Source organism: Shewanella sp. JNE2 (assembly GCF_023159115.1).
GTDB classification, from domain to species: domain Bacteria; phylum Pseudomonadota; class Gammaproteobacteria; order Enterobacterales; family Shewanellaceae; genus Shewanella; species Shewanella putrefaciens.
The window spans coordinates 3,466,780-3,490,247 of sequence record NZ_CP096169.1; the positions used below are offsets into that span (position 1 = coordinate 3,466,780).

Sequence of the window (23,468 nt, forward strand, 5' to 3'; positions counted from 1 at the left end):
TTTAGGGACTTTTTTATGCTTATTCTTCGAGCTTATTTAGCTCCATTGGGTTTACTTTGTTTAAGTTCATGCCTTATTGCATGCTCAACCCCGAGCGACACAGTACAAGCTCCCGCTGGCGAACAAGCAGTTGAAGCCGTCAGAGCTCCAACGCCAATACTTCCAGAGGCGTTGCAAGAAGAGTTTATCCAAACTCAAATGCAACAGGGATTCACTCGCGAGGAAACTATCGCCTTTCTTAATAAGGCCAACTATAACCAAGCGGTCATCGATGCGATAACGCGTCCTTGGGAAGCAAAACCTTGGCACCAATATTATCCCATCTTCTTAACCGAGAAACGCTTAGAAGCTGGACTCGCCTTCTGGAAAAAACACGACGCTACGATTGCCAAAGCAGCAGCAAAATACCAAGTAGAACCCGAGATTATCGTTGCCATTATTGGCATTGAAACCTTCTATGGGCAGTACACAGGCAACTATCCGGTTATTGATGCGCTTTATACCTTAGGGTTTTATTACGAACCGAGAGCCAGCTTTTTCCGCAAGGAATTTGGCGAGTTGATGAAGTTGGTCAAAGAAGAACATTTAGATATCAATAGCCTCAAGGGCTCCTACGCTGGCGCCATGGGCTACGGACAATTTATCCCCTCCAGCTATCGTCATTATGCCGTTGACTTTGATAACAGCGGTAACCGTGATTTATTAAAAAGTCCTGAGGATGCCATTGGCAGTGTGGCTAATTATTTCCACGAACATGGTTGGCAGGCCAATGCACCTGTTGCCTTACCCTTAGTCAACAAGAGTAAATCAGCACCCAAAGCTAAAGTATGGGCTGGGGAAAAACTTAACGATAGCGTCGCAGACATTCTGAGTCCGACCTTAACCTTAGCCAATGCAAGAAACTTAGATATATCCCAAAAAGCCTTGCTAATTGAACTCAAACAAGCAGATCAAACTGACTATTGGCTTGGCCTTAATAACTTTTATGTGATCACTCGCTATAACCGCAGCCCTTTATATTCCATGGCCGTTTATCAATTTAGCCAACAATTAAAAGAACAGCATGCCTCTAAAAAATAACTGTCCACTGCTTTTAGCTTTGCTCATATGCTTCACACTTGCAGCTTGCTCTTCAACACCCGACAAGGCGAGTACCAATGTAAGCAAGAAAAATATGGACCCCAATAAGGGGCGCTATTCGCTAAAAAATGACAAAATGCCACTCAATCCACCGAATGTGGATCACGTGCCAAATGCGACGCCCAAATATGAACCCTATAGCCGCAGGGGAAATAAACCCTACACGGTTTATGGCGAGTCATACAATGTGATGAATACCGGTCAAGGCTTTACCGAAACAGGAAGAGCCTCTTGGTATGGTGAAAAATTTCACGGTTATGAAACATCCAATGGTGAACCTTACGACATGTATTCCATGTCGGGGGCACATAAAACCTTACCCCTGCCAAGTTATGCGAAGATCACTAACTTAGAAAACAATAAGCAAGTGATTATCCGCATTAATGATCGCGGCCCGTTTCACTCAGATCGTATTCTGGATGTGTCCTATGCAGCAGCCTATAAACTCGGCATGCTTGCCACTGGTACGGCCCGCATTAAACTCGAGGTGATTTATATCGGTAGTATTGCAGGTACCAGTTCAGCCATTGCCAGCATCAACGACACTGGCAATCACTACATTCAGTTAGTCGCCTCTAAGGATCGCGCCAAACTGAATAAAATAGCAAAAGAACTTGAGCGAAAATATCAAGTTAAGACCCGAGTGCAACCCGTAAACAATATGTTTAGGCTACAACTCGGTCCTATCGGCCAAGCGGAACTCGCCGATAAGATGCTTAATAAAGTTAAACAAGACGGATATCCTGAAAGCTATATAGTTCATGAGTAGTAAATTAATTAGCCTAAGATATCGATTTAACTGAAAAATACCACAAATGAAGGAACCTTCACTAAAAACCCCTGTCGAAGGGTGGTATACTCGCGAAGCTATTTAGCCCTTTTCATTCAATACAACCAAAAGACGTGCCAAGTTAATGATGAATTTTGTAAAAAGTCCCATTAAAACATTGCTGCTAATTTCTAGTGTCTCTCTCCCTGTTTATGCTGCGCAGCCTATTGTTACACCTGATGCACCCACTGTTGCCGCCAAGGCTTACGTCTTGATGGATTACTATTCGGGCCAAATTATTGCAGAAAGTAATGCCTACGAGAGCCTAAACCCTGCCAGTTTAACTAAGATGATGACCAGTTATGTTATTGGCCAAGAAATTAAAGCTGGCAATGTCTCCCCTGAAGATGATGTGACCATCAGTAAAAATGCGTGGTCTAAAAACTTCTCTGATTCTTCTAAAATGTTTATCGAAGTTGGCAAAACCGTAAAAGTTGCAGACTTAAACCGAGGAATTATCATCCAATCAGGCAATGATGCCTGTGTTGCCATGGCTGAGCATATCGCTGGAACCGAAGGTGCGTTCGTCGATATGATGAATTCATGGTCAAAACAGCTTGGGATGCGTGATAGCTACTTTGAAAACTCACACGGCCTTGATTCTGATAACCACAAAACAACTGCTTATGATATGGCATTGTTAGGTGCCGCACTTATTCGAGACGTGCCTGAAGAATACCGTGTATATAGTGAAAAATTCTATACTTTCAATGGGATCAAACAATATAACCGCAATGGTTTATTGTGGGATAACAGTATGAATGTGGATGGCATTAAAACTGGCCACACCTCTGGAGCAGGTTATAACTTGGTCGCTTCGGCAACCAAAGATGGTATGCGCTTGATCTCTGTCGTGATGGGTACACAAAGTGAAGCCGCCCGTAAAGCAGAAAGCAAAAAACTGCTTACCTATGGCTTCCGTTTCTTTGAAACGATTACGCCATATAAAGCAGGTGATAACTTTACCACTCAACAGATTTGGTACGGTGATAAGAGCACTGTCGATTTAGGCGTTGCAACTGATACACCGATCACTGTCAGCCGTGGCCGCGCAAAAGACTTAAAAGCCAACTTTGAGTTAACTAAGCCATTGGATGCGCCGCTGAAAAAAGGTGAAACTGTAGGTCGACTATTTTTCCAATTAGATGGAAAAGACATAGCACAATACCCATTAGTCACCTTACAAGAAGTGAATGAGGGGAGCTGGTTTAGTAAATTAGTTGACTACTTTAAACAGCTGTTTTCTGGATGGTTTAGCTAAGTTAAATCACAAAAATAAAGCTACCTCAGGGTAGCTTTATTTTTTGGGGAGTGCATAACCCTTGAATCGGGTATAATCGTCGCCATATACAAAGAACTACAGGTTAAGAGCACTGATTATGTTAGATACCAAATTTGATGAATTAATGGATTTTCCCTGCGCCTTCCCATTCAAAGTCGTAGGTGATGCCCATGAAGCTTTAACGGATAGAGTCGTAGCCGTCGTTCAAAAGCATGCTCCTGGTGATTATGCTCCGACAACCAAGGCATCAAGCAAAGGAAGCTATTACTCAATCACTATTCGCGTCACTGTCACCAGTAAAGATCATATTGAAACTTTGTATACCGAACTTGCCGCTATTGAAGGTGTTCGTCGCGTCCTGTAAGTATTCCTCAAGGCTGTAAAATGTGATCTATCTTACATTTATGCGCAAGAGGCGTATAATGACGCCACTCAATTTTAAGGGGAGAGGTTGCCCTTGCAAGACACGACTTTACATATCCGACATCTAGGAAAACAAGATTACGAATCAGTTTGGCATGCCATGCAGCATTACACTGACACTCGTAATAGTGAAAGCCCTGATGAACTGTGGATAGTAGAACATCCACCCGTGTTTACCCAAGGCCAAGCAGGTAAGAGTGAACATATCTTAAATGCTGGCGATATCCCCGTTATTCAAGTGGATCGCGGTGGTCAAGTGACATATCACGGCCCAGGGCAATTAGTGGTTTATCCTCTTATTGATATCAAACGTAGTAAAATCGGCGTCCGTCAACTCGTGACCCATATAGAACAAAGCATTATCAATATGCTCGCTAAGTATGATATCCAAGCCTACGCTAAGGCTGATGCACCAGGCGTTTATGTTAATGAACGCAAAATTGCCTCCCTTGGATTGCGCATCCGCAGAGGTTGTTCATTCCATGGATTAGCCTTAAATGTCGATATGGACCTTGCCCCATTTCGCCGAATTAACCCTTGCGGTTATGCCGGCCTTGAAATGGTACAATCCAAAGCGCTTGGCGGACCGCAAACCGTGACAGAAGCAGGCGAACAACTCACTATTACTTTTAGCCAATTATTGGGCTACCAACATCTAGTTCATCATCAAGGATTAGCAGCGTCATGAATAGGCCAGAACGTTTACAGCCCGGAGTCAAATTAAGGGATGCCGATAAAGTATCTCGTATTCCGGTTAAGATTGTGCCCTCCGAGCGCGATACTATGTTACGTAAACCCGATTGGTTACGGGTAAAACTCCCCGCTTCGAATCAACGTATCTTAGATATTAAACAAGCCCTACGTAGCAATGGCTTGCATTCTGTATGCGAAGAAGCATCCTGCCCTAACCTCGCGGAATGCTTCAACCACGGTACAGCGACCTTTATGATTCTGGGTGCAATTTGTACTCGTCGTTGCCCATTCTGTGATGTTGCCCATGGCCGCCCTTTAAAACCCGACGCCGAAGAGCCAGTTAAATTGGCACAAACGATCCGCGATATGAAGCTTAAATACGTGGTTATCACCTCGGTAGATCGTGATGATTTACGTGATGGTGGGGCGCAGCATTTTGCCGATTGTATTCGAGAAATCCGCAAACTGAACCCTGCGATTAAGATTGAAATCCTTGTACCGGATTTCCGTGGACGCATCGATGCAGCATTAGATATTTTAGCAACTGAGCCGCCTGATGTGTTTAACCACAACTTAGAAACGGCACCCATGCATTATCGCAAAGCCAGACCCGGTGCTAACTACCAGTGGTCACTCGATTTGCTAAAACGCTTTAAAGAACGTCATCCAAACGTGCCAACAAAATCTGGCCTGATGATGGGACTGGGTGAAACCAACGAAGAGATCGCGCAAGTACTGCGCGATCTACGTGAACATAAAGTTGAAATGCTGACCTTAGGCCAATACCTGCAGCCCTCTAAATTCCACCTGCCGGTTGAACGCTATGTACCACCAGCAGAGTTTGATGAGCTTAAAGCCTTAGCCGATGAATTAGGTTTTACCCATGCAGCCTGTGGCCCATTAGTGCGCTCAAGCTACCATGCAGATCTGCAAGCACAAGGTAAAGAAGTTAAATAACCTATTGTTTAATATTGCTTTGTAAAAAACAGCGCCATTGCGCTGTTTTTTTATTGCGTGAAATAGGTTATTCAGAGGTGATGGTGAAATCCATCAAAATAGCATCTTCTCTCCCATCATCTGTACTGTAATATCCCTTACGCCTGCCAGACTCATTAAAACCCATTGTTTGGTATAAAGTTCGTGCCGCAAGATTAGACTCTCTCACTTCAAGCATCACCACCACAGCACCAGAGGTTTTTGCAGCTTCAATCACTTCGCTCAATAATAATTTGCCATAACCATAACCTTGGTGCTCAGGGGCTAAGCAAATATCCAGTAGGGTCACTTCATCGAGGATCTGTTGGATAATGGCAAAACCAATTAACGTTTCAGCAGACATTTCTCCCGCTAGCGATAAACCATATACGCGGTATAACGTGCCAAAACAATCGGCTAAATTGCCTTCGCTCATGGGATGAGAATGTGCGCTTGCTTCAATTGAAGCCATTTGCGGTACATCCATTTGCCCAAGACGCACTAAAGTTAACTGTGGGTTTAATATTTTAGAGTCTTGAATATTCACACATTAAGTTCCGAAGCAGTGATTTATGCCTTACTGTGTTGCTCACGCCATTGACAAATCTGTGACCATAAGGCGCGTTTAGCCTCACTCCCGACAAGCAAACTCGCTAGTGGCTCAGAGACTAACCAAGCTGTACGAGGCCTTACTTTATGGCGACGCAAATCCCAAATAATTTGCTTTCCTTTATGGATCTGACAATCAAAATCACATTCATCTGGCGTAACGCCAATTAACTCAAGCACTTGCTCAATAAGCGTCTGGGCTTGCGGCAACGCACCATCGGCATCCCAAATGACTTGATAGGGCTTAACCTTAGTGTCACGTATACGCCAAGAGGTAATCGCCATGGCTTCTAAATAAGCTGATTTATTCATGGGTTAGTTAGGCTCTTCACTCGTAAATCACAATGGCGTAAGAATACCAGTTATGCGTTGTTAATGTTACTAACCTTATAAACTATGACTGTGCGAGAAAATCTCCAATCTATTTATGCGATTTGTTAAATCTATTTTAATCGCTTTATTTGAAGTTATGACCTGTTATTCTTGGTCCATTGAGTAGGGCACTGAAAGGAAAATACCATGATTAATATCGGCATCAACCAAACAAACAGAGAAGAAATCGCCGCAGGGCTAAACCAACTATTGGCTGACAGCTACAGTCTTTACCTTAAGACCCATAGCTTTCACTGGAATGTCACAGGCCCAATGTTCACTAGCTTACACTTACTGTTTGAGCAGCAATATACTGAGCTTGCCTTAGCCGTTGACCTGATCGCCGAGCGAGTACGGGCACTGGGAGCCAGAGCATTAGGCTCATATTCAGCCTACGCCTCCTTGACAGAAATCAAAGAGGATCAAGGGGTAACCAAGGCTGAAACCATGATCCGCGAGCTACTTAACGATCAGGAAATCGTTATCCGCAATGCACGGGCACTTTATCCACTCGTCAGCAAAGCAAATGATGAAGCAACCGCCGACCTACTGACCCAACGCATTCAACTTCACGAAAAAAATGCTTGGATGCTACGCAGCTTACTCGCAGAGTAATCGCTAAATAGATTATTGCTCTGACCAAAGCAAAAAAGTCGCTAAGTAAACACTTGGCGACTTTTGCCTTTAAAGCTTGATCACGCAAAATAGATTAGAGGTACTTAATCCAAGCCTGAGTGCTGTGTTTTTTATACTCGCTAAATCGCTTAACGGGATAATACAATGCGATGGCTAATACGCCCGCGATAAACCAAACCCATCCCATGTTGTTCACGCCAAAGTACTCACCATGGTTTGCGCCAAAGATGAATTTCGCTAAAGTATAAAGCAGTAACAGCACGTACAAATGCAAGATATAGAAGAACATAGGGACTGAGCCAAACACAGACAACCCATTACCGACTCGCGCTAATCTCCCACCCACTTTCCCACTTAATGCAAAATACCGCTCAAAGGCCACTAAGCAAAAGAACATGCCGCCTAAAGTCACCAGTAAAAAGCTTAATGATGGCGGGTATTTCGTTAAGTTAAATACCGACATCAAGGTTTCACCCAAATGTGCCCCCGACTGCCAAGGCAAGGTTTCGCCATAAAGGTTAAACCCACGTAGCACAGCAAAAAGTACCCAACAGCTGATCCCTAAAAACAACAGCTTTTGCTGGCGAGCCAATGCATCAAGATGTCTTCCGTTCGGCTTATTACTAAAAAGTGGCCCTGCAACATAACCCAGTAAAATCACTCCAATCCAAGGCAGCACGGGATAACTCACCTTAACCCTAAGCGTACCTTCGCTGACGAGATAGCCGCGATCGTGCAATATGGTCCACAGACCGTAAGCCCACTCATTGGGCTGAAAACCAATAGGCGTCAACAGATTATGGCCAAAAACAATCGCAAATCCTAAAAGGGCCATCCAAGGTCTAGGCAGGTTTATCAGTGCAGCGAGCGCTAACATACTCAGACCAATCACCCAAATCACCTGTAACCAAAGGGTGTAATAGCTGACCATCCAAGAGAGGTTAGAGAAGTTAATCACTAAAATTTCCAGCGCGATTAAAAACAGCCCGCGTTTAATCAAAAACTCCCGTGCTGAACGTGGCTCACCATGGCTACGATTGGCATAAAGCCATGCAGAAACCCCGGTTAAGAACACAAAGACCGGCGCACAAAAATGGGCAGCAAAACGACTCAGAAAAAGCCCCCAAGAGGTCGAACTCAAATCCATAGGATCGCTCACCTGCATGTGAAAGAAAAACCGCTCCCTCACATGGTCGAGTAACATGATAAGCATCACCATACCGCGCATCATATCGATACTATTGATCCGGGTGCGGCCAATAGAATGACCCCGTTCTTGCTCGGTAAAACCTGAAGATAACGCTGGATTAGCACTGATATTAGAATTCATAGCTGACACTCACTTTAATGCTACGTGGCTCACCCGGCACGGCCCAAAGAGCGGAATAGCTACTCGCGATGTAATGTTCATCCAGTATGTTATCCAGATTCACACCAAGGCTTAAGTTGTCGCTTAAGTGGGTGTTCATAAACAACCCAACTAACTGATAAGAAGGCAATTGAAAACTAGGATCGGCAGAATCGCCGAGGCGCGAATCAATATAGCGCCAACTTAATCCCAAATGCCCATCAATGGAAAAATCATTGAGATCTTGTTTCAACAGAATACTTGCGGTTTGTTTAGGCACGTTAACCAGTGGACTTCCTGCGGGTATTTGTACGCCAAAGTCAAGATTCAAAGTATCGTTGGCTGTACGCGTATTAAGATAGGCATAGGATAGTCTGCCTTGTAATGACTCAGTCAGATCGGCCGCGATATCTAATTCAAGTCCTGTACTTTTCGCTTCCCCCAAAGTAGCCGAAAACCCTACATTCACAGGATCTGAGGTTAAAATATTGCTCTTTTTGGCATCAAACACGGCTAAACTACCATTTATGGCAAGGTCGTTAAGCCAAGCAGCATTAAACTTCATGCCCAGCTCTACAGATTGACTTTCTTCAGCTTCAAATGGATTCCCCGCATAGTCAGTTCCTGAAAGCGGTAAAAATCCTTCAGAGTAAGAACTATAAAAACTTAATGCATCTGACCACAAATAGACGAGACCCACTTTAGGGCTAACTCGATTATCGGTTTGTTCCGATAGCGTCTCTTTAGCCGTTTCACGAATATCTTGCTGATAACTATCAAACCTCAGTCCTAGATGTAATTTCCACTTTTCAGTTAAATCCATTTGATCTTGAAGATAAGACCCCCATGCCTTCTGAGTTTCCTCATTCTCATACAGTAAACTTACCTCAGGTTGAACGCTGCCATATTGCGGCTCAAAAATATCGATGGCATATTCGCCTTTTTTACCTCGATAGCGATAAAGCCCCGTCTTCAGGTTGTAGTGGTAGGCATCGGCACCAAGCAGCAAATTATGACGAATAAAACCCGTATCAAGATGACCACTTAATTCAAGACGAAGGGAATTATCCTCTGAGGCATAATCCCTATATCGATGCTGGCGAGTCAGTGTTCGGCCATCATCAAACAAGGATTGACGCCCCGCTGCCAGCTCAGCATCGGAGGAAAATCCCTTTAAAGTGGAATCGCGATAGTTATAACCCGCCGTTAATGACCAATCATCATTTAATTCATAGTCATAGGTCAGTTGATGCCCAGTGGCATTCACCTTCGTTGCGCCATCATTAGGCTCACCTAGATAACGTGAACGCGGCACTGTCTTGATATCGTTATTGAGTACGATAAAACCGCGGTCAAATAACTGCTCCTGTTTAAGATACTCAAGCTCATAGAGTAATGAGGCTTTATCGGAAACCTGCCAACGTACAGAAGGCGTAACGATTTTCTTATCACTAAACACATAATCACGAAAACTATCGTATTCCTGCCAAGCGCCATTGATCCGAAACGCCACAGACTCGGTTAAACCAGAGGTAACATCGCCTTCTAACCGATATTGGTCGAAACTCCCAGCCGATGCCTTTAAATAACCACTGCTTTCATATTGGGGTTTCTTAGTCACGATATTGACTGTGCCACCAGGCTCAGAACGCCCATAAAGCGCCGAACCAGGACCTTTTAATATTTCCACATAGGCGACATTAGACAAGTCCCTATGGCCACTAAAACCACGACCACCATTAAAGCCATTGATTAAATAACCCGATGGCATATTTTCATTGCCCGGAAAACCGCGCAAAGAAAAACTATCCCATAAACCACCACCATTATTTTGCCGCGCTACACTGGCAGAATAATCCAGAACATCCTGAAACCTTGTCAGGCCCGCATCTTTTATTAATTGTTCATCTAGCACACTAATCGCTTGGGGAAGCGCCTCTGCGGGTACATTACCACGGTAGGCTTGACGATAATGGATACTTAAACGCTCAATATCTGAATCGGTAACTTGTTCATTCGATTGAAGCTCCTTCGCGGCAAACACCATTGGAGAATTGAACGCAACGAAAGCGCCCAGTAAAAGCGCTACGCGCTTTGGGAAAGCAAAATAAGTCATTTTCACTCCGAAAATAAACAGCATCAGCGCCTTAGTAAAACCAAGACACCACAAAATCAATAACCTAATGAATTTAATCAGAAAATTAAGCTGTTATCGGTGGTGCACGACTATTAAAGAAACGACTAAACAGTTGTTCAAAGGAAACGACTTGAAACTCAACGCGGATATAGCTTTGTTGAGACAGTTGGAAATGAAAGGGTGTACTCGTTAACGCATGTTGTGTTTGGTGTTGATGTAAGCAAAGCGCACAATGGGTTGTTGAGTCATCTTTTAAATGGGAAACACTGTGAACAGCCGAAGCCACAGACAATAGCACCAATATGGCAACAAGCCATATCGCTAAGGTGCGTCTTGTGTGCATCACACTGTTCAAACCATACTTCCTCACATAATTTGGCAGGCGATTGTATGTTAAGAACAACTAAAGTTGCAAATCGATTTACCTAAGACACAGGGCACAAATGTTACAAGAGGTATATGAAATAAGGTAAAAATAAGCAGGCAGATCAACTGGTTCTGTCGCAAACTGAGGAACGAGTTTATCATGAGCGATGCTCTCTTAACTAACATCATCAATGTCGCTAAACTTTTCTGGACGCCATTTCCCAACAGATATCATCATGCAAGCCCTACGATATTACCTGGCCTATAAACTGAGTTACCGTGAAATTGAGGAGATGTTCGCTGAACGTAATATCCATTTTGACCACTCAACACTGAACCGTTGGGTTATCAAATATGCGCCGCAACTCGAAGCCGTATTCAGGAAGAGAAAGCGTCGAGTATCAGGGTCGTGGCGAATGGACGAAACCTACATAAAGATTAAAGGTCGCTGGGTTTACTATTATCACGCCGTGGATAAATACGGTGCTATTATTGATTTTTATTTGAGTGAGACCCGTGATGAACCTGCTGCTCGGGCGTTTTTCAATAAAGCTATCAACCAACATGGCTTACCTGAAAAGGTCGTCATTGATCAAAGTGGGGCGAATGCTGCGGCATTAGACACCATTAATATTCGTCTTTGGCTGTCTGGTTGCATGTTGTTTATGATTGAGGTTTTAGCCATAAAATATCTGAATAATATTGTTGAGCAACGTCATCGAAAAGTGAAAGGTAAAATGCATCAATGTTTGGGTTGGAAGTCTTGGGAAGGTGCCGAATCAACGCTTGCTGGCGTTGAACTTTGGTTCATGATAAAGCAAGGGCAAATGAACACCACCGAAAAGATGACACCATGGGAACAATTTTATTCTTTAGCCGCATAATTGTATCTGAGGGATCTTGCGCCCTCAAATCTTAGCTGCAAGCTCTCAGTTTGCAACAGAACCCTATTTTTTATACGATTTAAAAAAATCAAAATATTTTTTGTTATAGCCTTGAAAGGCTCTGCCTTTCCCTCTTGCATATGCTTTTGAAAAACACTCAAAAGCATTATCCTTATCTTCCAGCTCGAAATATATTACCCCTAAATCAATTAGCTCTGACGTTCCATACTCAGGAATGTTATATTTAAATATCTCAAGAGCCCACTTCTTTGCCTCAAGATATTCTTTTTTTAAGAAATACACACCACATATGCATGAAATTAACCACCGAGCCTCTTCCGATTTATATTTATCAACAATGGCATCTTCTATATCAGTTAATGCCGAAAAATAAACCTCCAATGCTTTGTTAAAATCCCCCTTATCTTCAAAGGAATTCCCAAGCTCGATTTTTTTAACAATTTCAGATTCAATACCACCCATAAGAACCTCGTTTTAAATCAATGGCTTTAAATATATTTGCCCTAACATAGCACCTTGCGATCTGTTTATAGAGTAATGATCAAGGTAATAGTTATTTGAGTCCAGCATCCAGTTTCTAACCTCAGGAGCTCTTGCTCCATATCCTCTTCCGGTACTGTTCCACCAACTTACTGCATCGACTCTATGAGACATATCTGCTTCTCGTAGTGGACGCCATACACCTTCCGAGGGTTCTGTCGCAAACTGAGGAACGAGTTTATCATGAGCGATGCTCTCTTAACTAACATCATCAATGTCGCTAAACTTTTCTGGACGCCATTTCCCAACAGATATCATCATGCAAGCCCTACAATATCCAGACATTGAACGAACGTTCACATTTCACGACATCAAAGCGAAAGGCATCTCTGACTTTGAAGGAAACATTCACGACAAGCAGCAATTTAGTGGGCATAAAACCGTTGGCCAAGTGAACGTTTATGATCGCAGAACAGAGATCGTGCCAACGATCGGCAGTATTAAGAAGTGAATCGTTATTCAAAAAGCTGATTAGACATTTCTAACAACTTTTCTAACAAAAATAAAAACGGCTCGCATATTTCTATGCAAGCCGTTGTTTTATTTGGCAGGGGTGGCAGGACTCGAACCCGCAACCATCGGTTTTGGAGACCGCTGTTCTACCAATTGGAACTACACCCCTGTTGACGTGGGGCATTATGCTAAAAGCACTCTCAAAGGTAAAGGACTTTTTATGACAAACCTCATTAACTGAGGATTTTTCAAACAAGTTTTATTATGTATGTTGATTTAATTAGCATAACGATGAAAAACACACCATGCCAGCCTACCAAGTGGCGTTGCACTGCAACCTTGAAGCAAACGGATAAATCCCTCCATGCTAAATAAGCTGTATTTAATGGTGAGATGCCCGAATAAAGCGTCGTCATAAACGCAGTTATCGAAAAAATATCTGAGTTCGATTTATAAAACCGGTGTTTTATAGTATAAGCATCGTCAATTTCATACACAGCTCCACGGAACCCCCTTCATGTCTGACAAATTTTTCTTTAAAGGTCGTAGAACGCCTAAGCCAAAGCATGAAAGCTATGGCTACAACACTAAACGTGCCGCTAAACCGGGAACAGAGGCTTTTCCCCTGCAATTAATCGTTGCCGACGAAGCACGTAAACTTGAAGTTGCCGCTATTGTTGCCGAGCATCAACTGTTCGCTAATATTGAAGTCAATGCCGATGTACCAGAAAACATTATTGAATTAGAAGGTTTATTAAATAAACCTAAAACAACCACCTTTGAGAAAAAGCCGAACCGTAATGAGCCATGCGCCTGCGGTAGTGGTCAAAAATTTAAAAAATGTTGCGGTAAATAAATCCGAAGTACATCACTTTAATAGGGTCTTTTTGCTGCCACGAGAATAAGCCCCTTTTCACTTCTCTTTTCCCGCTAAATCCTATTTAAACCATTAATAACTCGGTTAATCCTCAATTGGTGAGATAAAAATTCGCTGTAAATCGTTATTCCATAACTGAATAATTTTGCGGGTCTTTTCTTTATTCCAAAAACACTTGCCAAATAAAATCAGCCCTGCGCCTTCTAAATCACGTTTATCTTCAATGGCAAATTGCTTTAATAGTTTTGCCTTTACCCCATCGATAGGAATACCTATATCTTTACTGTCTGCGGGATTGAGCCAATTCATGGTTGGATCCGTATGTGAAATCGTCCCCCAATACATATGAGGCTTATTATCTGTGGGATCGGCATCGGCAAAATTCACAAATAGATTCTTTGCCCGCCAGCGGTATTTACGCTCACTATCTGTATACACCCAGAGGTTGGATGTGGCTAAATCGGAACCACGCAGTAAACTGTGGAGCAACTTTTCGAGCCCTTGGCTCGGAACGCGTTTTTCTTTGAGTGGGGTATCTTTTGGCGTGTCGACCTGATATTGCATCGGGGCTTCTTGCACTGTGTCAGCGTTAACCTTCTTTACTTCAATATCCGCAATCTGCGCTGAATTAAGTATGGCTTTATCTGCGTGCTCCTTTGACTTGGCGCTGCTAGATTTAGCTATTCTCGGTTTACGGCTAAAATCGATCATCAGCGCATCGGCATCCACCAACTGTTGATGCACTTCGATGGCATCTTGTTCTTCTCGGGATTTTTGTGCCGAAGGTTTAAATTCAATGCAATCAATTTGATGATAGCGGGATCCAAAGCAGGCAGCTTTGCCATCTTTTGAGGCTTTACGGAAATAGGCTTTACCGCTACAGGCAGGGCAAAATAACCTTTGACGCAGACGCTCAATATCCGCTTCGGACAAGTGCTGAAACGTAAATACGCTGTATGTCACTCGAATTACGTCGCCTTGCTCTACATCGAGTTCACAAATCGCATCTAACATAGCGCCCCTCTCCATTTTTATGGCTTAAGTATTTTTGAGCTTAAAGCCATGTATTAACCCCGAACGTCACTAGTCCTAATAAAAACAACATCCCAATGACTCGGTATATCAAGCCCAAAGTGCTAGTTCCCAGTGAGCTAACATTGGAGCTAAGTGGATCCGCTTTCAACTTAGCCCGAGTTTCTTTGGTATTCAAAATCATCCTTTTACCCATTGGCCTGTTCAAAATAGACAGCAAGTCGAGCCGTTAGGTTTTGAGTAAGCAACTGAGTATTCGCTTCTAATGATGCCAGATAAAATGGCTTAAGTTTGTCAATTAGCTCGCTAAAACAATGTTGCGCTGCCAATGCATCTAAGGCGGCATAAACAATTTGTGTAGAGGTTAGAGGTACCTGTTGCCAATTCGATAGGGTCACTTTTTTGGGCTTATCGATACGCTTTTGCAGTAACGTGGCGACCAGTTGACGAGTACCCATTTCTTTACCCGCCCCAAGCTGTGCTAGAACCCAGTTCAAATCTAACCTCGGCGTGACATTAATCCCCCACTCCCGCGTTAATGCTTGACCGTCACTTCTAAGGCCAACACCCACTTTCAAAATATTCTCATCCTCAAGCACAGGTTTTAATAACCCTAACTGCTCAGCTAACAGCGCATGTTGAAACAAATAGCAGGTGTCATGGGTCGCAATTTGGATCAAACTTAAGGGATGCTGCACTCCGCGCTCAAAACTTGCGCGAGTTTCGGTATCAAACCCAATGACACGCTGCTTGCTTATGCTTTGCAGCACTGTTGTTAATTCATTAGGCTGAACCACAATCACTCGCGCGCCCTCAAGCTCGAAAGGGGCTAATTGGGATAACTCAATATCATCAAGACGAGTGATAAGTGCAAGCTTTTGTTTAAACCACAATAACTTAAGCTCAGGCCCTATTAATTTAGGCAAAGCATCTACTGCAACTGAAGTATCAGACTGTGCTGCTTGGGCCAAATAGGCGCTACCCGCCGCATCCATTACTGCAATCAAACCATCGGCATTCTCGCCTAGCTCCTGACGTAGCCAAGCTAACTTATTGGGTGAAAGGCAATACTTCATTAACTTCATGACACCGTCCTTGAGAGCTTAAAGAATAGCTTCCGTTAGAAACCATTCCTATATCGAACTATCTTCCACCAAAACTAGCAATTAACTACGCAGCTTTTGAATTCCCGCCATAAGAAAAACAGCAAGAGCCCCCGCAAGCACACCAAATAACCCGTTAAGTATGCTAGGCGTGAGAACCGCTAAGACAGGGCCGATAACACTGATTGCAGCAATAGCTTGTTGCGCATGGTGAATTTGCTCACCGATGATATGCAAACCATGGGTTAAAATCCCACCACCCACCATAAACATGGCTGCCGTGCCAATAATCGTTAAACTTTTCATTAATATGGGGGCGGCGCTCAATAAACCAAAACCTAATTTACGGTTCATTTGAGTTAATACAGAGGCACCTTCACGTTGACTCAAGTACAACCCCGCATCATCCATTTTGACAATCGCTGCCACTAAGCCATACACGCCTATGGTCATCACTATGCCAATAATTGCTAAGGTAAAAAACTGTGTCGATAACGATCTATCCGCCACTATACCAAGGGTGATGGCAATAATTTCCGCCGATAACACAAAGTCGGTACGAATCGCCCCTTTAACTTTTTCGGCCTCGTAGGCGGCGAAATCTTTAATCTCAGGTAAATCATTCTCTACTTGGCTTTGGTGTTGCTGCTGGCCTTTTCTATGGCTATAGCTGTGATGCAGTTTTTCAAAGCCTTCGTAACACAAAAATAGCCCACCAAACATCAATAATGGCGTGACAGCCCAAGGAATAAACGCGCTGATAAGCATTGCTGCAGGTACTAAAATCAACTTATTACGGAACGATCCCTTGGCCACCGCCCACACGACGGGTAATTCACGATCGGCGCTTACGCCCGTTACTTGCTGGGCATTAAGCGCTAAATCATCTCCTAGTACCCCTGCGGTTTTCTTTGCGGCAACCTTACTCATCACAGCCACATCATCTAAAATCGATGCGATATCATCGAGTAAAGTTAATAAACTCGCCCCAGCCATAAAACTTCCTTAATAAACGCATTCTGCTTTTGTCATAGTAACTTAGTTAGATTGAGTGCGTATAGTGAAATGCTTTTCATCTTAACTGCTTAAGTCGCTTACATTATTTCTAATCTAGAAATACCATGAATGCAGATCACACTGGCAATGGAATTGCCCCACATTATCTGCCGGAAAAGAGTATACTAATCGCAGAATTTTTTACTCATTTGCCGTTACAGGATGTCAACATGACTCAAGATGAAATGAAAAAAGCTGCTGGTTGGGCCGCGCTTAAGTACGTTGAAGAAGGCAGTATTGTCGGTGTAGGTACAGGTTCGACTGTAAACCACTTTATTGATGCACTCGCTACCATGAAAGATGATATCGAAGGTGCGGTTTCAAGCTCGGAAGCATCCACTCAGAAAATGAAAGCGCTAGGAATTCCCGTTTATGACTTAAACAGCGTCGATCGTTTATCTGTCTATGTAGACGGTGCCGATGAAATCAACGATCGTATGGATATGATCAAAGGTGGTGGCGCAGCATTAACTCGCGAGAAAATTGTCGCGGCTGTAGCTGAGAAGTTTATCTGCATCGTTGATAACACTAAACAAGTCAACATATTAGGTGAATTTCCGCTACCCGTAGAAGTCATTCCAATGGCTCGCTCTTATGTCGCGCGCCAATTGGTAAAATTGGGTGGAGATCCTGTTTATCGTCAAGGTGTTGTGACCGATAACGGCAACGTAATCCTCGATGTGTATAATCTTAAAATCCTTAATCCAAAAGAATTAGAAAGTCAGATCAATGAGATAGTCGGTGTAGTGACTAACGGTCTGTTTGCCAAACGCGGTGCGGATGTGTTACTCGTTGGCACCCCTGATGGCGTAAAAACGTTTACTGCCAAATAAGTTAAGTGCAAAAATCCTATCACAGTCACAAGGCTGCTGATTGTAAAAATACACAGTAAAAAATACGCTGTAAAAATGCCAGCCACTTTATTCAAGAGCTGGCATTTTTTTATGATTCTTTTTATAGCTCAATGTTATCTAACTAAGTTGCCCATCGCAGACAGCTTATATCAAACGCTTGGCTTACCAAGCTCTGGCAACTAGACCTTTTAAGTAGAATCCTTCTGGGAAGGCGCTACCGATAGGGTGATCGCTCGCTTGGCTTAAGCGTTCAATAAACTGGATTTCACGTTTCGCATCGAGCGCGGCATCGGCCACGATTTTTTGGAACAGATCCGCAGGCATTAATCCTGAGCAAGAGAAGGTCAATAACACACCGCCTGGATTCAACAACTGTAATGCAATCATGTTGATGTCTTTATAACCACGGCAAGCCCCGTTTAACTGCGCTTTGTTATCGGCAAACTTAGGCGGGTCGAGCACAATCACATCAAAGGTTTTGCCTTCATCACGGTACTGGCGCAGCAACTTGAACACATCGGCTTCGTTGTAATGCACATTGTCATCACTCAAACCGTTCACTTGCATATTGAGGCGCGCTGTCGCCAAGGCTAGAGAAGACACATCGACGTTTTCAATACTGGCAGCACCTGCTTTCGCAGCGTACAGACCAAAAGTCCCCGTGTAGCAAAAACAGTTCAATACCGATTTATCTTTGACAAAACGGGCGGCAATGGCGCGGTTATCACGTTGATCGAGATAGAAACCTGTCTTATGGCCTTTAATCACATCGACGGCGATCTTGATGCCGTTTTCTTCGATAATCACTGGCATTTCTGGCAGAGTGCCGTGCAGTAAACCCGTCACAGGCAGCAGACCTTCTTTCTTACGGGAATCCACATCAGAACGCTCATAGATAGCACAATCTGGATATTGCTCAGCCAATAACTCGACTAAGGTATCGCGCCATAAATCAGCACCTGTGCTCAGTAACTGGCACACCAACACATTGGCGTATCTGTCGATGGTGATCCCAGGTAAACCATCGGACTCAGCAGCCACTAAACGATAACCCGTTAAACCCTGCTCACGGATTAAATCGTTACGGCCGATTTGCGCCCGCTGTAAACGTCTGGCAAAAAACGCGCGATCAATTTCTTCTTCGCGATCAAAAGTCCAAATCCGCACTTGAATTTGCGACTCAGGCGACCAAGCACCACGACCTAACCAATGACCATCATGCGCGACCACATCGACTGTCTCACCCGCTTCAGGTTTTCCCTTAATGTTATGAATAGCATTGGAAAATACCCAAGGATGGCGACGCTCGAGCGACTTCTCGCGGCCGGGTTTAAGTTTGATTCTGATAGCCATAGTTGCCTTTAAAAATAGGGCCGCCACTAAAAAAGGGCTGCTGTCTAAAAATGGGAAACGGATGATATACCCAATGCCACCTAAGTGCGAGTACCGAACACGCCGCAGCGCTTATTTACCATCATCCACGGGTGGCCGATCATACCTTATTTTAACAGTTAATTCTGAATGATATTCATGCGAAATGATGTTGGAATGGTTAATGAAACAACGCTAACAAAACCGTAACGAGGAGATGCCAGCGCGATAAAGACAACTGACATGATTTGAAATAAGACGAATTAATAAGCAAACACGAGAACTTAGCTACGCAGCGCTAACTCAACAATGACGGGCGCATGGTCAGTACTGTAGGCGTCGCGTTCATATTCAGGTCTGACTAAGTGTCTATCGCAGGTCTGATAATCTACGACTTGCGCTAAACTGCGGCCATGGCTCGCATCAAACTCACTCGAAAGCAAAATATAATCCAGCACAGAACCTTTGGGGCCATAGTAATGGGTCGCCGCTCTGTGTTCCCTATGGTAAGCGGTATTGCCAGTCAAACTGTCCCTCAAGTTCGCTTCAATAAATAATTCATAGGCATCTTTAAGTTGATACTGAGCAAACACCGCCGCTAATGCCGCATCGGATAAATGCCCAAGGCCCGCGGCTTTAATGTCATTACTGTGAATGCTCTCGCCCTGTATCATTAACGCATCTAAGGCGCCCATTGTCAGGCTGTCATTAAAGTCTCCCATCACGATAACGGGATGTTTAGATTCTTGCCTACGTACTAATATGCCATTGAATAATAACGCTGCTTCTGCGCCGCGCTGCATGGTAGATGCCCAGCGGCCTAAGGCTTGCTCTGTGAGTAATTGGGTTTCTGAATGCAGTTTCATGCTTGCTGCGGGAGCCAAGTTATCTAACCCAAGTGGCTGATGTTCGAGAGGTTGATGTTCAAATAGCTTAGGCTCGAGTGCTAATCCGGCACGTTTTGACTTAAAGTGCACCACATAATAGTCACACTTGCCGATATGTGGCACTTCAACGGTTGCGCGCAGCACCTTACGGCTAAAGGCAAATTCACTCGATAATCCCATGGCTGTCACTAAGCGTGCATCAGGTTCGACACTGCTGATTTCCACTATAGGATAACGGGAGGCAAGCGCGACCACAGGGCTGCGATAAATGTAATCACTGATAAGAGTTGGCTCATCAACGACCGCAAAATACCCTAGACCTTGCTCACTGGCGATTCGTTTGAGCGGTTCAGGGCTAAACACTTCTTGAAATCCCACAATATCGGGCTGGCGATGGGCGAGAAACTCACTCAACCACTGACACTTTTTCTGCCATTGCCCATGGCTATAGATATTTTCAAAATCATAGTAAGCCAAAGGCGGCTCAATAAAATTAAACAGATTGATACTGGCGATCTTGATATTCGCGGTGCGCTTATGATCGATAGGTGCAGCCATTGATTCCAACTCATCGATATTGTGTGCCACAGCTTAATCCCCCAAATCTGAATACAGCAAACTCTCTTAATCTGACTTAATCTGAATGAGCACAATGACTCACCGCAGGCCGACAAGGGTATACCCGAAGTGCACTAATGCCAAATTCCCCATTATGGATAAAGTATTAACTCATCTCTGGCGACTCAAATACAGCTTACTAGAGATAAGCCATATCGTTAAAAACCACAATGCAATATCACAGTTAAATCCGACAACAAAAATCAACCGCTACCAGCCAAAAAATAAACAATCAAACAACAATGATTAGCACACAAAACCACCAGCACTCCCAACAAAATCACGCAAGCCCAAGAATGATCATAAAATTAACTTTTACTTAAAGTGTAAATTCAAACAAAAACATATGTAATAACATGTGCGGTTGACTTTACATTTCAGTCCCTTAGAATGTGGCGACTTTAATCATTGCGGAGACCCACTGTGGGCACACACATAAGCGACAGTAGATGCCCTGTCCAAAAGACAGGATTTAACGCCTAGCACTAGCCCGCAATATTTGCTGCTACCTGCTAAGCAGGGTAGTAGTGTGAACCATTCTTCACTCAGCCTCCCCCAAAATATCAATCACAGACAATAAGCCTGAGCCTATGGCTGCGCTTTAGCAATTCCAGCATTTTGCTGGGGTTCAGTTATGTGTATTTATTGCATCTCAAAGCAAGTTTTTTGCCTCAGTAGACTTCGTTTCCCCTATGGGTTTACATCTGAGGAGCCTAAATATGGCTTACATAAACAAAAGCAACGTATCTATATTGCGATCGCTATCCTGCGCAAGTATCAGCTTGTACTACAGCATGAGTGCAGCGGCATCCCATCTCGAAGTGGATGATCCTGCCCTCGCTGAGCGCTGTGAATTAGAAATGGGCTGGCAACAACCTAGGTCGGATCATACTCGGACGCAATTAAATGCAACCACGACTTGCAGCCGCAATCAATGGGAATGGCATATAGGATTAGCGTCCAATGCCAATGACGATATTCGTGAGGAGCAAGCTGAAGTCGGCATTAAGCTGCCGCTCAACTTAAACTCTCACTCAGATTCAAATCGGCAGCAGGATGATTGGCACAGTGCACTGGTAATCAACTTGCAGAAAAACCTTGATGCCAGTAACGAGTTAGCCACCGAAGTCTTCGGCATTTTTGGCAAAACCTTAGGCGATTCTGATGTCAGTCTCTATGCCAATGTAGGTTTTACCCATGAGTTTAATCAATCAACCCAATTACTGGTTGGTATCGCGGCGGCGCATGAACTCAGTAGTCATCACCGCGTGATAACCGAGCTTTATCAAAAAGAGTTGAGCGAGACTGCCTATCAGTTCGCCTATCAACACACACCGCAACAACAGCTACAGCTGGAATTGAGCTTAGGCAATGCCCTTCGTGGCAACGCGCTGCAACTTGGCGCAGACATCACCTTTTACTTTGGTCACTAGATCGTTGGGAGAATGAGCTATGAACATGAATAACAGCAAAAACAACACTAAAAAAATCATCCATAATCTGCAAATGATTATCGAGCAACGCAGTGCAAGCGCTATGGCTGAATTAGCCGAAAAACGCCACCCTGCGGATATTGCAGCCGTATTTAACGTCTTTAATCAAGCTCAACAAGTCCTATTGTTGCAACTGGCCTCACCTAAGGTTTGCGCCAATCTGTTTCGCTACCTGACCGATGAATTACAAGCCAGCTTAGTACAGCAATTAGATAAAACCACGCTATCTGCGCTACTGGTTCACATGGCAGCAGATGAACGTGCCGACCTCTATAATCTGCTCGATGAAACCCAGCAAGCGGCGATTTTACCTGCGCTAGCATTGGCCAAACGGGAAGATATGCGCACCCTCGCCGCCTATGATAAAGCCAAGGTTGGTGCGGTGATGACGTCAGATTACACCTTGCTTAATAGCCGCCACACGGCTGGCGAGGCCATAGAGGCGCTACGTACTGAAGCTAATGATAAGGAAACTATTTATCAAACCTATGTGGTGGATATGTTAGGCCGCTTGATAGGCACAGTCTCTTTAAGGCAATTACTACTCGCACAACCCGATGAGCGAGTGGTCGATTTTATGAAGCCCGATCCTGTTGCGCTTGATGCCAACGCCCTGCGCGAAGAAGCGGTGCAGATGATTGCTCACTATGACTTAATGGCACTTCCCATTATCAATGGTAAAGGTCAATTGGTCGGCATTGTTACCTATGACGATGCAATGGATATTGCCAGTTCGCAGGCGGATCTTGAATTCACCAAAACCGCAGCTATAGGCAATATCGACCACAATCTAAAAACAGCCAGCATAGGGTTACTCTATCGTAAACGCGTATTTTGGCTAGTGGTTTTGGTCTTTGGAAATATTTTCTCAGGCGCAGGCATTGCCTATTTTGAAGATACCATTGCCAGTTATGTTTCATTGGTCTTCTTCCTACCACTACTTATCGATAGCGGTGGTAATGCAGGCTCGCAATCAGCCACCTTAATGGTACGCGGTCTAGCCACTGGAGAAGTTAAAATAAAAGACTGGTTATCTATGCTAGGGCGCGAATTATTTGTCGCCGGATTATTAGGAGCCAGCATGGCAGCGGCAGTGTCCTTGCTAGGCTTTTGGCGAGGCGGACCTGAAATCGCACTGGTTGCGGCACTCACAATGCAAATTGTGGTGATTATTGGCAGCTTGATTGGTATGTCTCTGCCTTTCTTACTGAGCAAATTAAAGATGGATCCTGCGACCGCGAGTGCGCCACTCATTACCTCCATCGCCGATATCATAGGTGTAATCGTATACTTCAGTATCGCCACTATGGTGCTCGACTTACCTATGCCCTAAATCATTCGTGGGCCGAATAAACAACCCTTATTCGGCTCACTTTTGGGTTAATTCTGATTGGCTTGGTCTACATCATAAATGTGCTAATTACACCTAAAATATAAGCACAAACATTAATCATGGGTTAATATTCTAA

Annotated in this window: 24 protein-coding genes, 1 tRNA gene and 1 pseudogene; 14 read left to right on the plus strand and 12 right to left on the minus strand. The window is 43.9% G+C overall.

Annotation, left to right across the window (positions count from 1 at the left end; translation table 11 throughout):
* The first annotated feature begins 15 nt into the window (after positions 1 to 15).
* From mltB to lipA, 6 genes are all read left to right on the plus strand, one after another.
* Positions 16 to 1,080: a lytic murein transglycosylase B gene (gene mltB / locus MZ182_RS15580; protein ID WP_248069244.1), complete on the plus strand. Its 1,065-nt coding sequence runs from the start codon at positions 16 to 18 to the stop codon at positions 1,078 to 1,080.
* Complete coding sequence (locus MZ182_RS15585) at positions 1,064 to 1,909, plus strand: septal ring lytic transglycosylase RlpA family protein (protein WP_011788406.1); 846 nt, start codon at positions 1,064 to 1,066, stop codon at positions 1,907 to 1,909. Before mltB ends, MZ182_RS15585 begins: the two co-directional genes overlap by 17 nt.
* Positions 1,910 to 2,054: 145 nt before the next feature.
* Positions 2,055 to 3,230, plus strand: coding sequence for a serine hydrolase (locus MZ182_RS15590; protein ID WP_014611130.1), 1,176 nt, complete (start codon positions 2,055 to 2,057; stop codon positions 3,228 to 3,230).
* 118 nt (positions 3,231 to 3,348) lie between these two features.
* Positions 3,349 to 3,615, plus strand: coding sequence for a DUF493 family protein YbeD (gene ybeD / locus MZ182_RS15595; protein ID WP_011788404.1), 267 nt, complete (start codon positions 3,349 to 3,351; stop codon positions 3,613 to 3,615).
* 93 nt (positions 3,616 to 3,708) lie between these two features.
* Positions 3,709 to 4,362, plus strand: a complete 654-nt coding sequence (gene lipB, locus MZ182_RS15600; RefSeq protein ID WP_011788403.1) for a lipoyl(octanoyl) transferase LipB — start codon at positions 3,709 to 3,711, stop codon at positions 4,360 to 4,362.
* Positions 4,359 to 5,324 carry a lipoyl synthase gene (gene lipA, locus MZ182_RS15605; protein ID WP_011788402.1) on the plus strand — a complete coding sequence of 322 codons (966 nt, stop codon included), beginning with the start codon at positions 4,359 to 4,361 and terminating at the stop codon, positions 5,322 to 5,324. Before lipB ends, lipA begins: the two co-directional genes overlap by 4 nt.
* Before the next feature lie 67 nt (positions 5,325 to 5,391).
* Here the strand turns inward: lipA and rimI are convergent, their stop codons facing one another.
* On the minus strand, positions 5,392 to 5,889 hold the full coding sequence (gene rimI, locus MZ182_RS15610) for a ribosomal protein S18-alanine N-acetyltransferase (RefSeq protein WP_025008471.1): 498 nt from the start codon (positions 5,887 to 5,889) through the stop codon (positions 5,392 to 5,394).
* Positions 5,890 to 5,912: 23 nt separating this feature from the next.
* Positions 5,913 to 6,263: a DNA polymerase III subunit psi gene (locus MZ182_RS15615; RefSeq protein WP_011788400.1), complete on the minus strand. Its 351-nt coding sequence runs from the start codon at positions 6,261 to 6,263 to the stop codon at positions 5,913 to 5,915.
* A 207-nt stretch (positions 6,264 to 6,470) separates the two neighbouring features.
* Between MZ182_RS15615 and dpsA the strand changes: the two genes are divergently transcribed.
* Positions 6,471 to 6,938, plus strand: a complete 468-nt coding sequence (gene dpsA / locus MZ182_RS15620; protein ID WP_011788399.1) for a DNA starvation/stationary phase protection protein DpsA — start codon at positions 6,471 to 6,473, stop codon at positions 6,936 to 6,938.
* A gap of 94 nt (positions 6,939 to 7,032) precedes the next feature.
* Here dpsA and MZ182_RS15625 read toward each other — a convergent pair whose 3' ends face one another.
* The 3 genes from MZ182_RS15625 to MZ182_RS15635 all read right to left on the minus strand — a co-directional run bounded on the left by MZ182_RS15625 (position 7,033) and on the right by MZ182_RS15635 (position 10,799).
* Complete coding sequence (locus MZ182_RS15625; RefSeq protein ID WP_248069242.1) at positions 7,033 to 8,289, minus strand: DUF1624 domain-containing protein; 1,257 nt, start codon at positions 8,287 to 8,289, stop codon at positions 7,033 to 7,035.
* Entirely contained in the window at positions 8,279 to 10,423 is a 2,145-nt protein-coding gene (locus MZ182_RS15630; RefSeq protein ID WP_248069240.1) for a TonB-dependent siderophore receptor, read from the minus strand. The genes MZ182_RS15625 and MZ182_RS15630 overlap by 11 nt, the downstream gene beginning before the upstream one ends.
* Positions 10,424 to 10,508: 85 nt before the next feature.
* Positions 10,509 to 10,799, minus strand: coding sequence for a DUF2607 family protein (locus MZ182_RS15635; RefSeq protein WP_011788396.1), 291 nt, complete (start codon positions 10,797 to 10,799; stop codon positions 10,509 to 10,511).
* A 202-nt stretch (positions 10,800 to 11,001) separates the two neighbouring features.
* Here MZ182_RS15635 and MZ182_RS15640 point away from each other — a divergent pair, with 202 nt between their 5' ends.
* Entirely contained in the window at positions 11,002 to 11,694 is a 693-nt protein-coding gene (locus tag MZ182_RS15640; protein WP_248069238.1) for an IS6 family transposase, read from the plus strand.
* A gap of 63 nt (positions 11,695 to 11,757) precedes the next feature.
* On the opposite strand, the gene MZ182_RS15645 is transcribed toward MZ182_RS15640, so the two are convergent.
* Positions 11,758 to 12,177, minus strand: coding sequence for a tetratricopeptide repeat protein (locus MZ182_RS15645; RefSeq protein ID WP_011919768.1), 420 nt, complete (start codon positions 12,175 to 12,177; stop codon positions 11,758 to 11,760).
* Between the two features lie 292 nt (positions 12,178 to 12,469).
* Here MZ182_RS15645 and MZ182_RS15655 point away from each other — a divergent pair.
* A pseudogene (locus MZ182_RS15655) lies at positions 12,470 to 12,532 on the plus strand (integrase); the annotation flags it as partial.
* Positions 12,515 to 12,706 carry a hypothetical protein gene (locus tag MZ182_RS21465; RefSeq protein WP_025008466.1) on the plus strand — a complete coding sequence of 64 codons (192 nt, stop codon included), beginning with the start codon at positions 12,515 to 12,517 and terminating at the stop codon, positions 12,704 to 12,706. The pseudogene MZ182_RS15655 and the gene MZ182_RS21465, both read left to right, overlap by 18 nt.
* Before the next feature lie 94 nt (positions 12,707 to 12,800).
* On the opposite strand, the gene MZ182_RS15660 is transcribed toward MZ182_RS21465, so the two are convergent.
* Positions 12,801 to 12,877 (minus strand) — tRNA-Trp (locus MZ182_RS15660).
* 348 nt (positions 12,878 to 13,225) lie between these two features.
* On the opposite strand from MZ182_RS15660, the gene MZ182_RS15665 reads away from it, so the two are divergent.
* A complete protein-coding gene (locus MZ182_RS15665; RefSeq protein ID WP_011919807.1) occupies positions 13,226 to 13,564 on the plus strand; it encodes a PBPRA1643 family SWIM/SEC-C metal-binding motif protein in 339 nt (112 codons plus the stop codon).
* A 105-nt stretch (positions 13,565 to 13,669) separates the two neighbouring features.
* On the opposite strand, the gene MZ182_RS15670 is transcribed toward MZ182_RS15665, so the two are convergent.
* From MZ182_RS15670 to MZ182_RS15680, 3 genes are all read right to left on the minus strand, one after another.
* Positions 13,670 to 14,599, minus strand: coding sequence for a hypothetical protein (locus MZ182_RS15670; RefSeq protein WP_248069234.1), 930 nt, complete (start codon positions 14,597 to 14,599; stop codon positions 13,670 to 13,672).
* Positions 14,600 to 14,805: 206 nt separating this feature from the next.
* Entirely contained in the window at positions 14,806 to 15,702 is an 897-nt protein-coding gene (locus tag MZ182_RS15675) for a 3'-5' exonuclease (protein WP_248069232.1), read from the minus strand.
* 81 nt (positions 15,703 to 15,783) lie between these two features.
* Positions 15,784 to 16,716 (minus strand): DUF808 domain-containing protein, encoded by a 933-nt coding sequence (locus tag MZ182_RS15680; RefSeq protein ID WP_248069230.1) that lies wholly within the window; start codon positions 16,714 to 16,716, stop codon positions 15,784 to 15,786.
* A gap of 230 nt (positions 16,717 to 16,946) precedes the next feature.
* Between MZ182_RS15680 and rpiA the strand changes: the two genes are divergently transcribed.
* Positions 16,947 to 17,609 (plus strand): ribose-5-phosphate isomerase RpiA, encoded by a 663-nt coding sequence (gene rpiA / locus MZ182_RS15685; RefSeq protein ID WP_014611139.1) that lies wholly within the window; start codon positions 16,947 to 16,949, stop codon positions 17,607 to 17,609.
* A 183-nt stretch (positions 17,610 to 17,792) separates the two neighbouring features.
* Here the strand turns inward: rpiA and MZ182_RS15690 are convergent, their stop codons facing one another.
* Both MZ182_RS15690 and MZ182_RS15695 read right to left on the minus strand, forming a co-directional pair.
* The gene (locus MZ182_RS15690; protein WP_011788387.1) at positions 17,793 to 18,983 is read right to left on the minus strand and encodes a class I SAM-dependent rRNA methyltransferase; all 1,191 of its coding nucleotides are present in this window, start codon (positions 18,981 to 18,983) and stop codon (positions 17,793 to 17,795) included.
* Between the two features lie 302 nt (positions 18,984 to 19,285).
* Positions 19,286 to 20,476 (minus strand): endonuclease/exonuclease/phosphatase family protein, encoded by a 1,191-nt coding sequence (locus tag MZ182_RS15695; RefSeq protein ID WP_248069228.1) that lies wholly within the window; start codon positions 20,474 to 20,476, stop codon positions 19,286 to 19,288.
* A 749-nt stretch (positions 20,477 to 21,225) separates the two neighbouring features.
* Here MZ182_RS15695 and MZ182_RS15700 point away from each other — a divergent pair.
* Positions 21,226 to 21,939, plus strand: a complete 714-nt coding sequence (locus MZ182_RS15700; protein ID WP_248069225.1) for a hypothetical protein — start codon at positions 21,226 to 21,228, stop codon at positions 21,937 to 21,939.
* Between the two features lie 19 nt (positions 21,940 to 21,958).
* A complete protein-coding gene (mgtE, locus tag MZ182_RS15705; RefSeq protein ID WP_248069222.1) occupies positions 21,959 to 23,332 on the plus strand; it encodes a magnesium transporter in 1,374 nt (457 codons plus the stop codon).
* Positions 23,333 to 23,468: the final 136 nt, after the last annotated feature.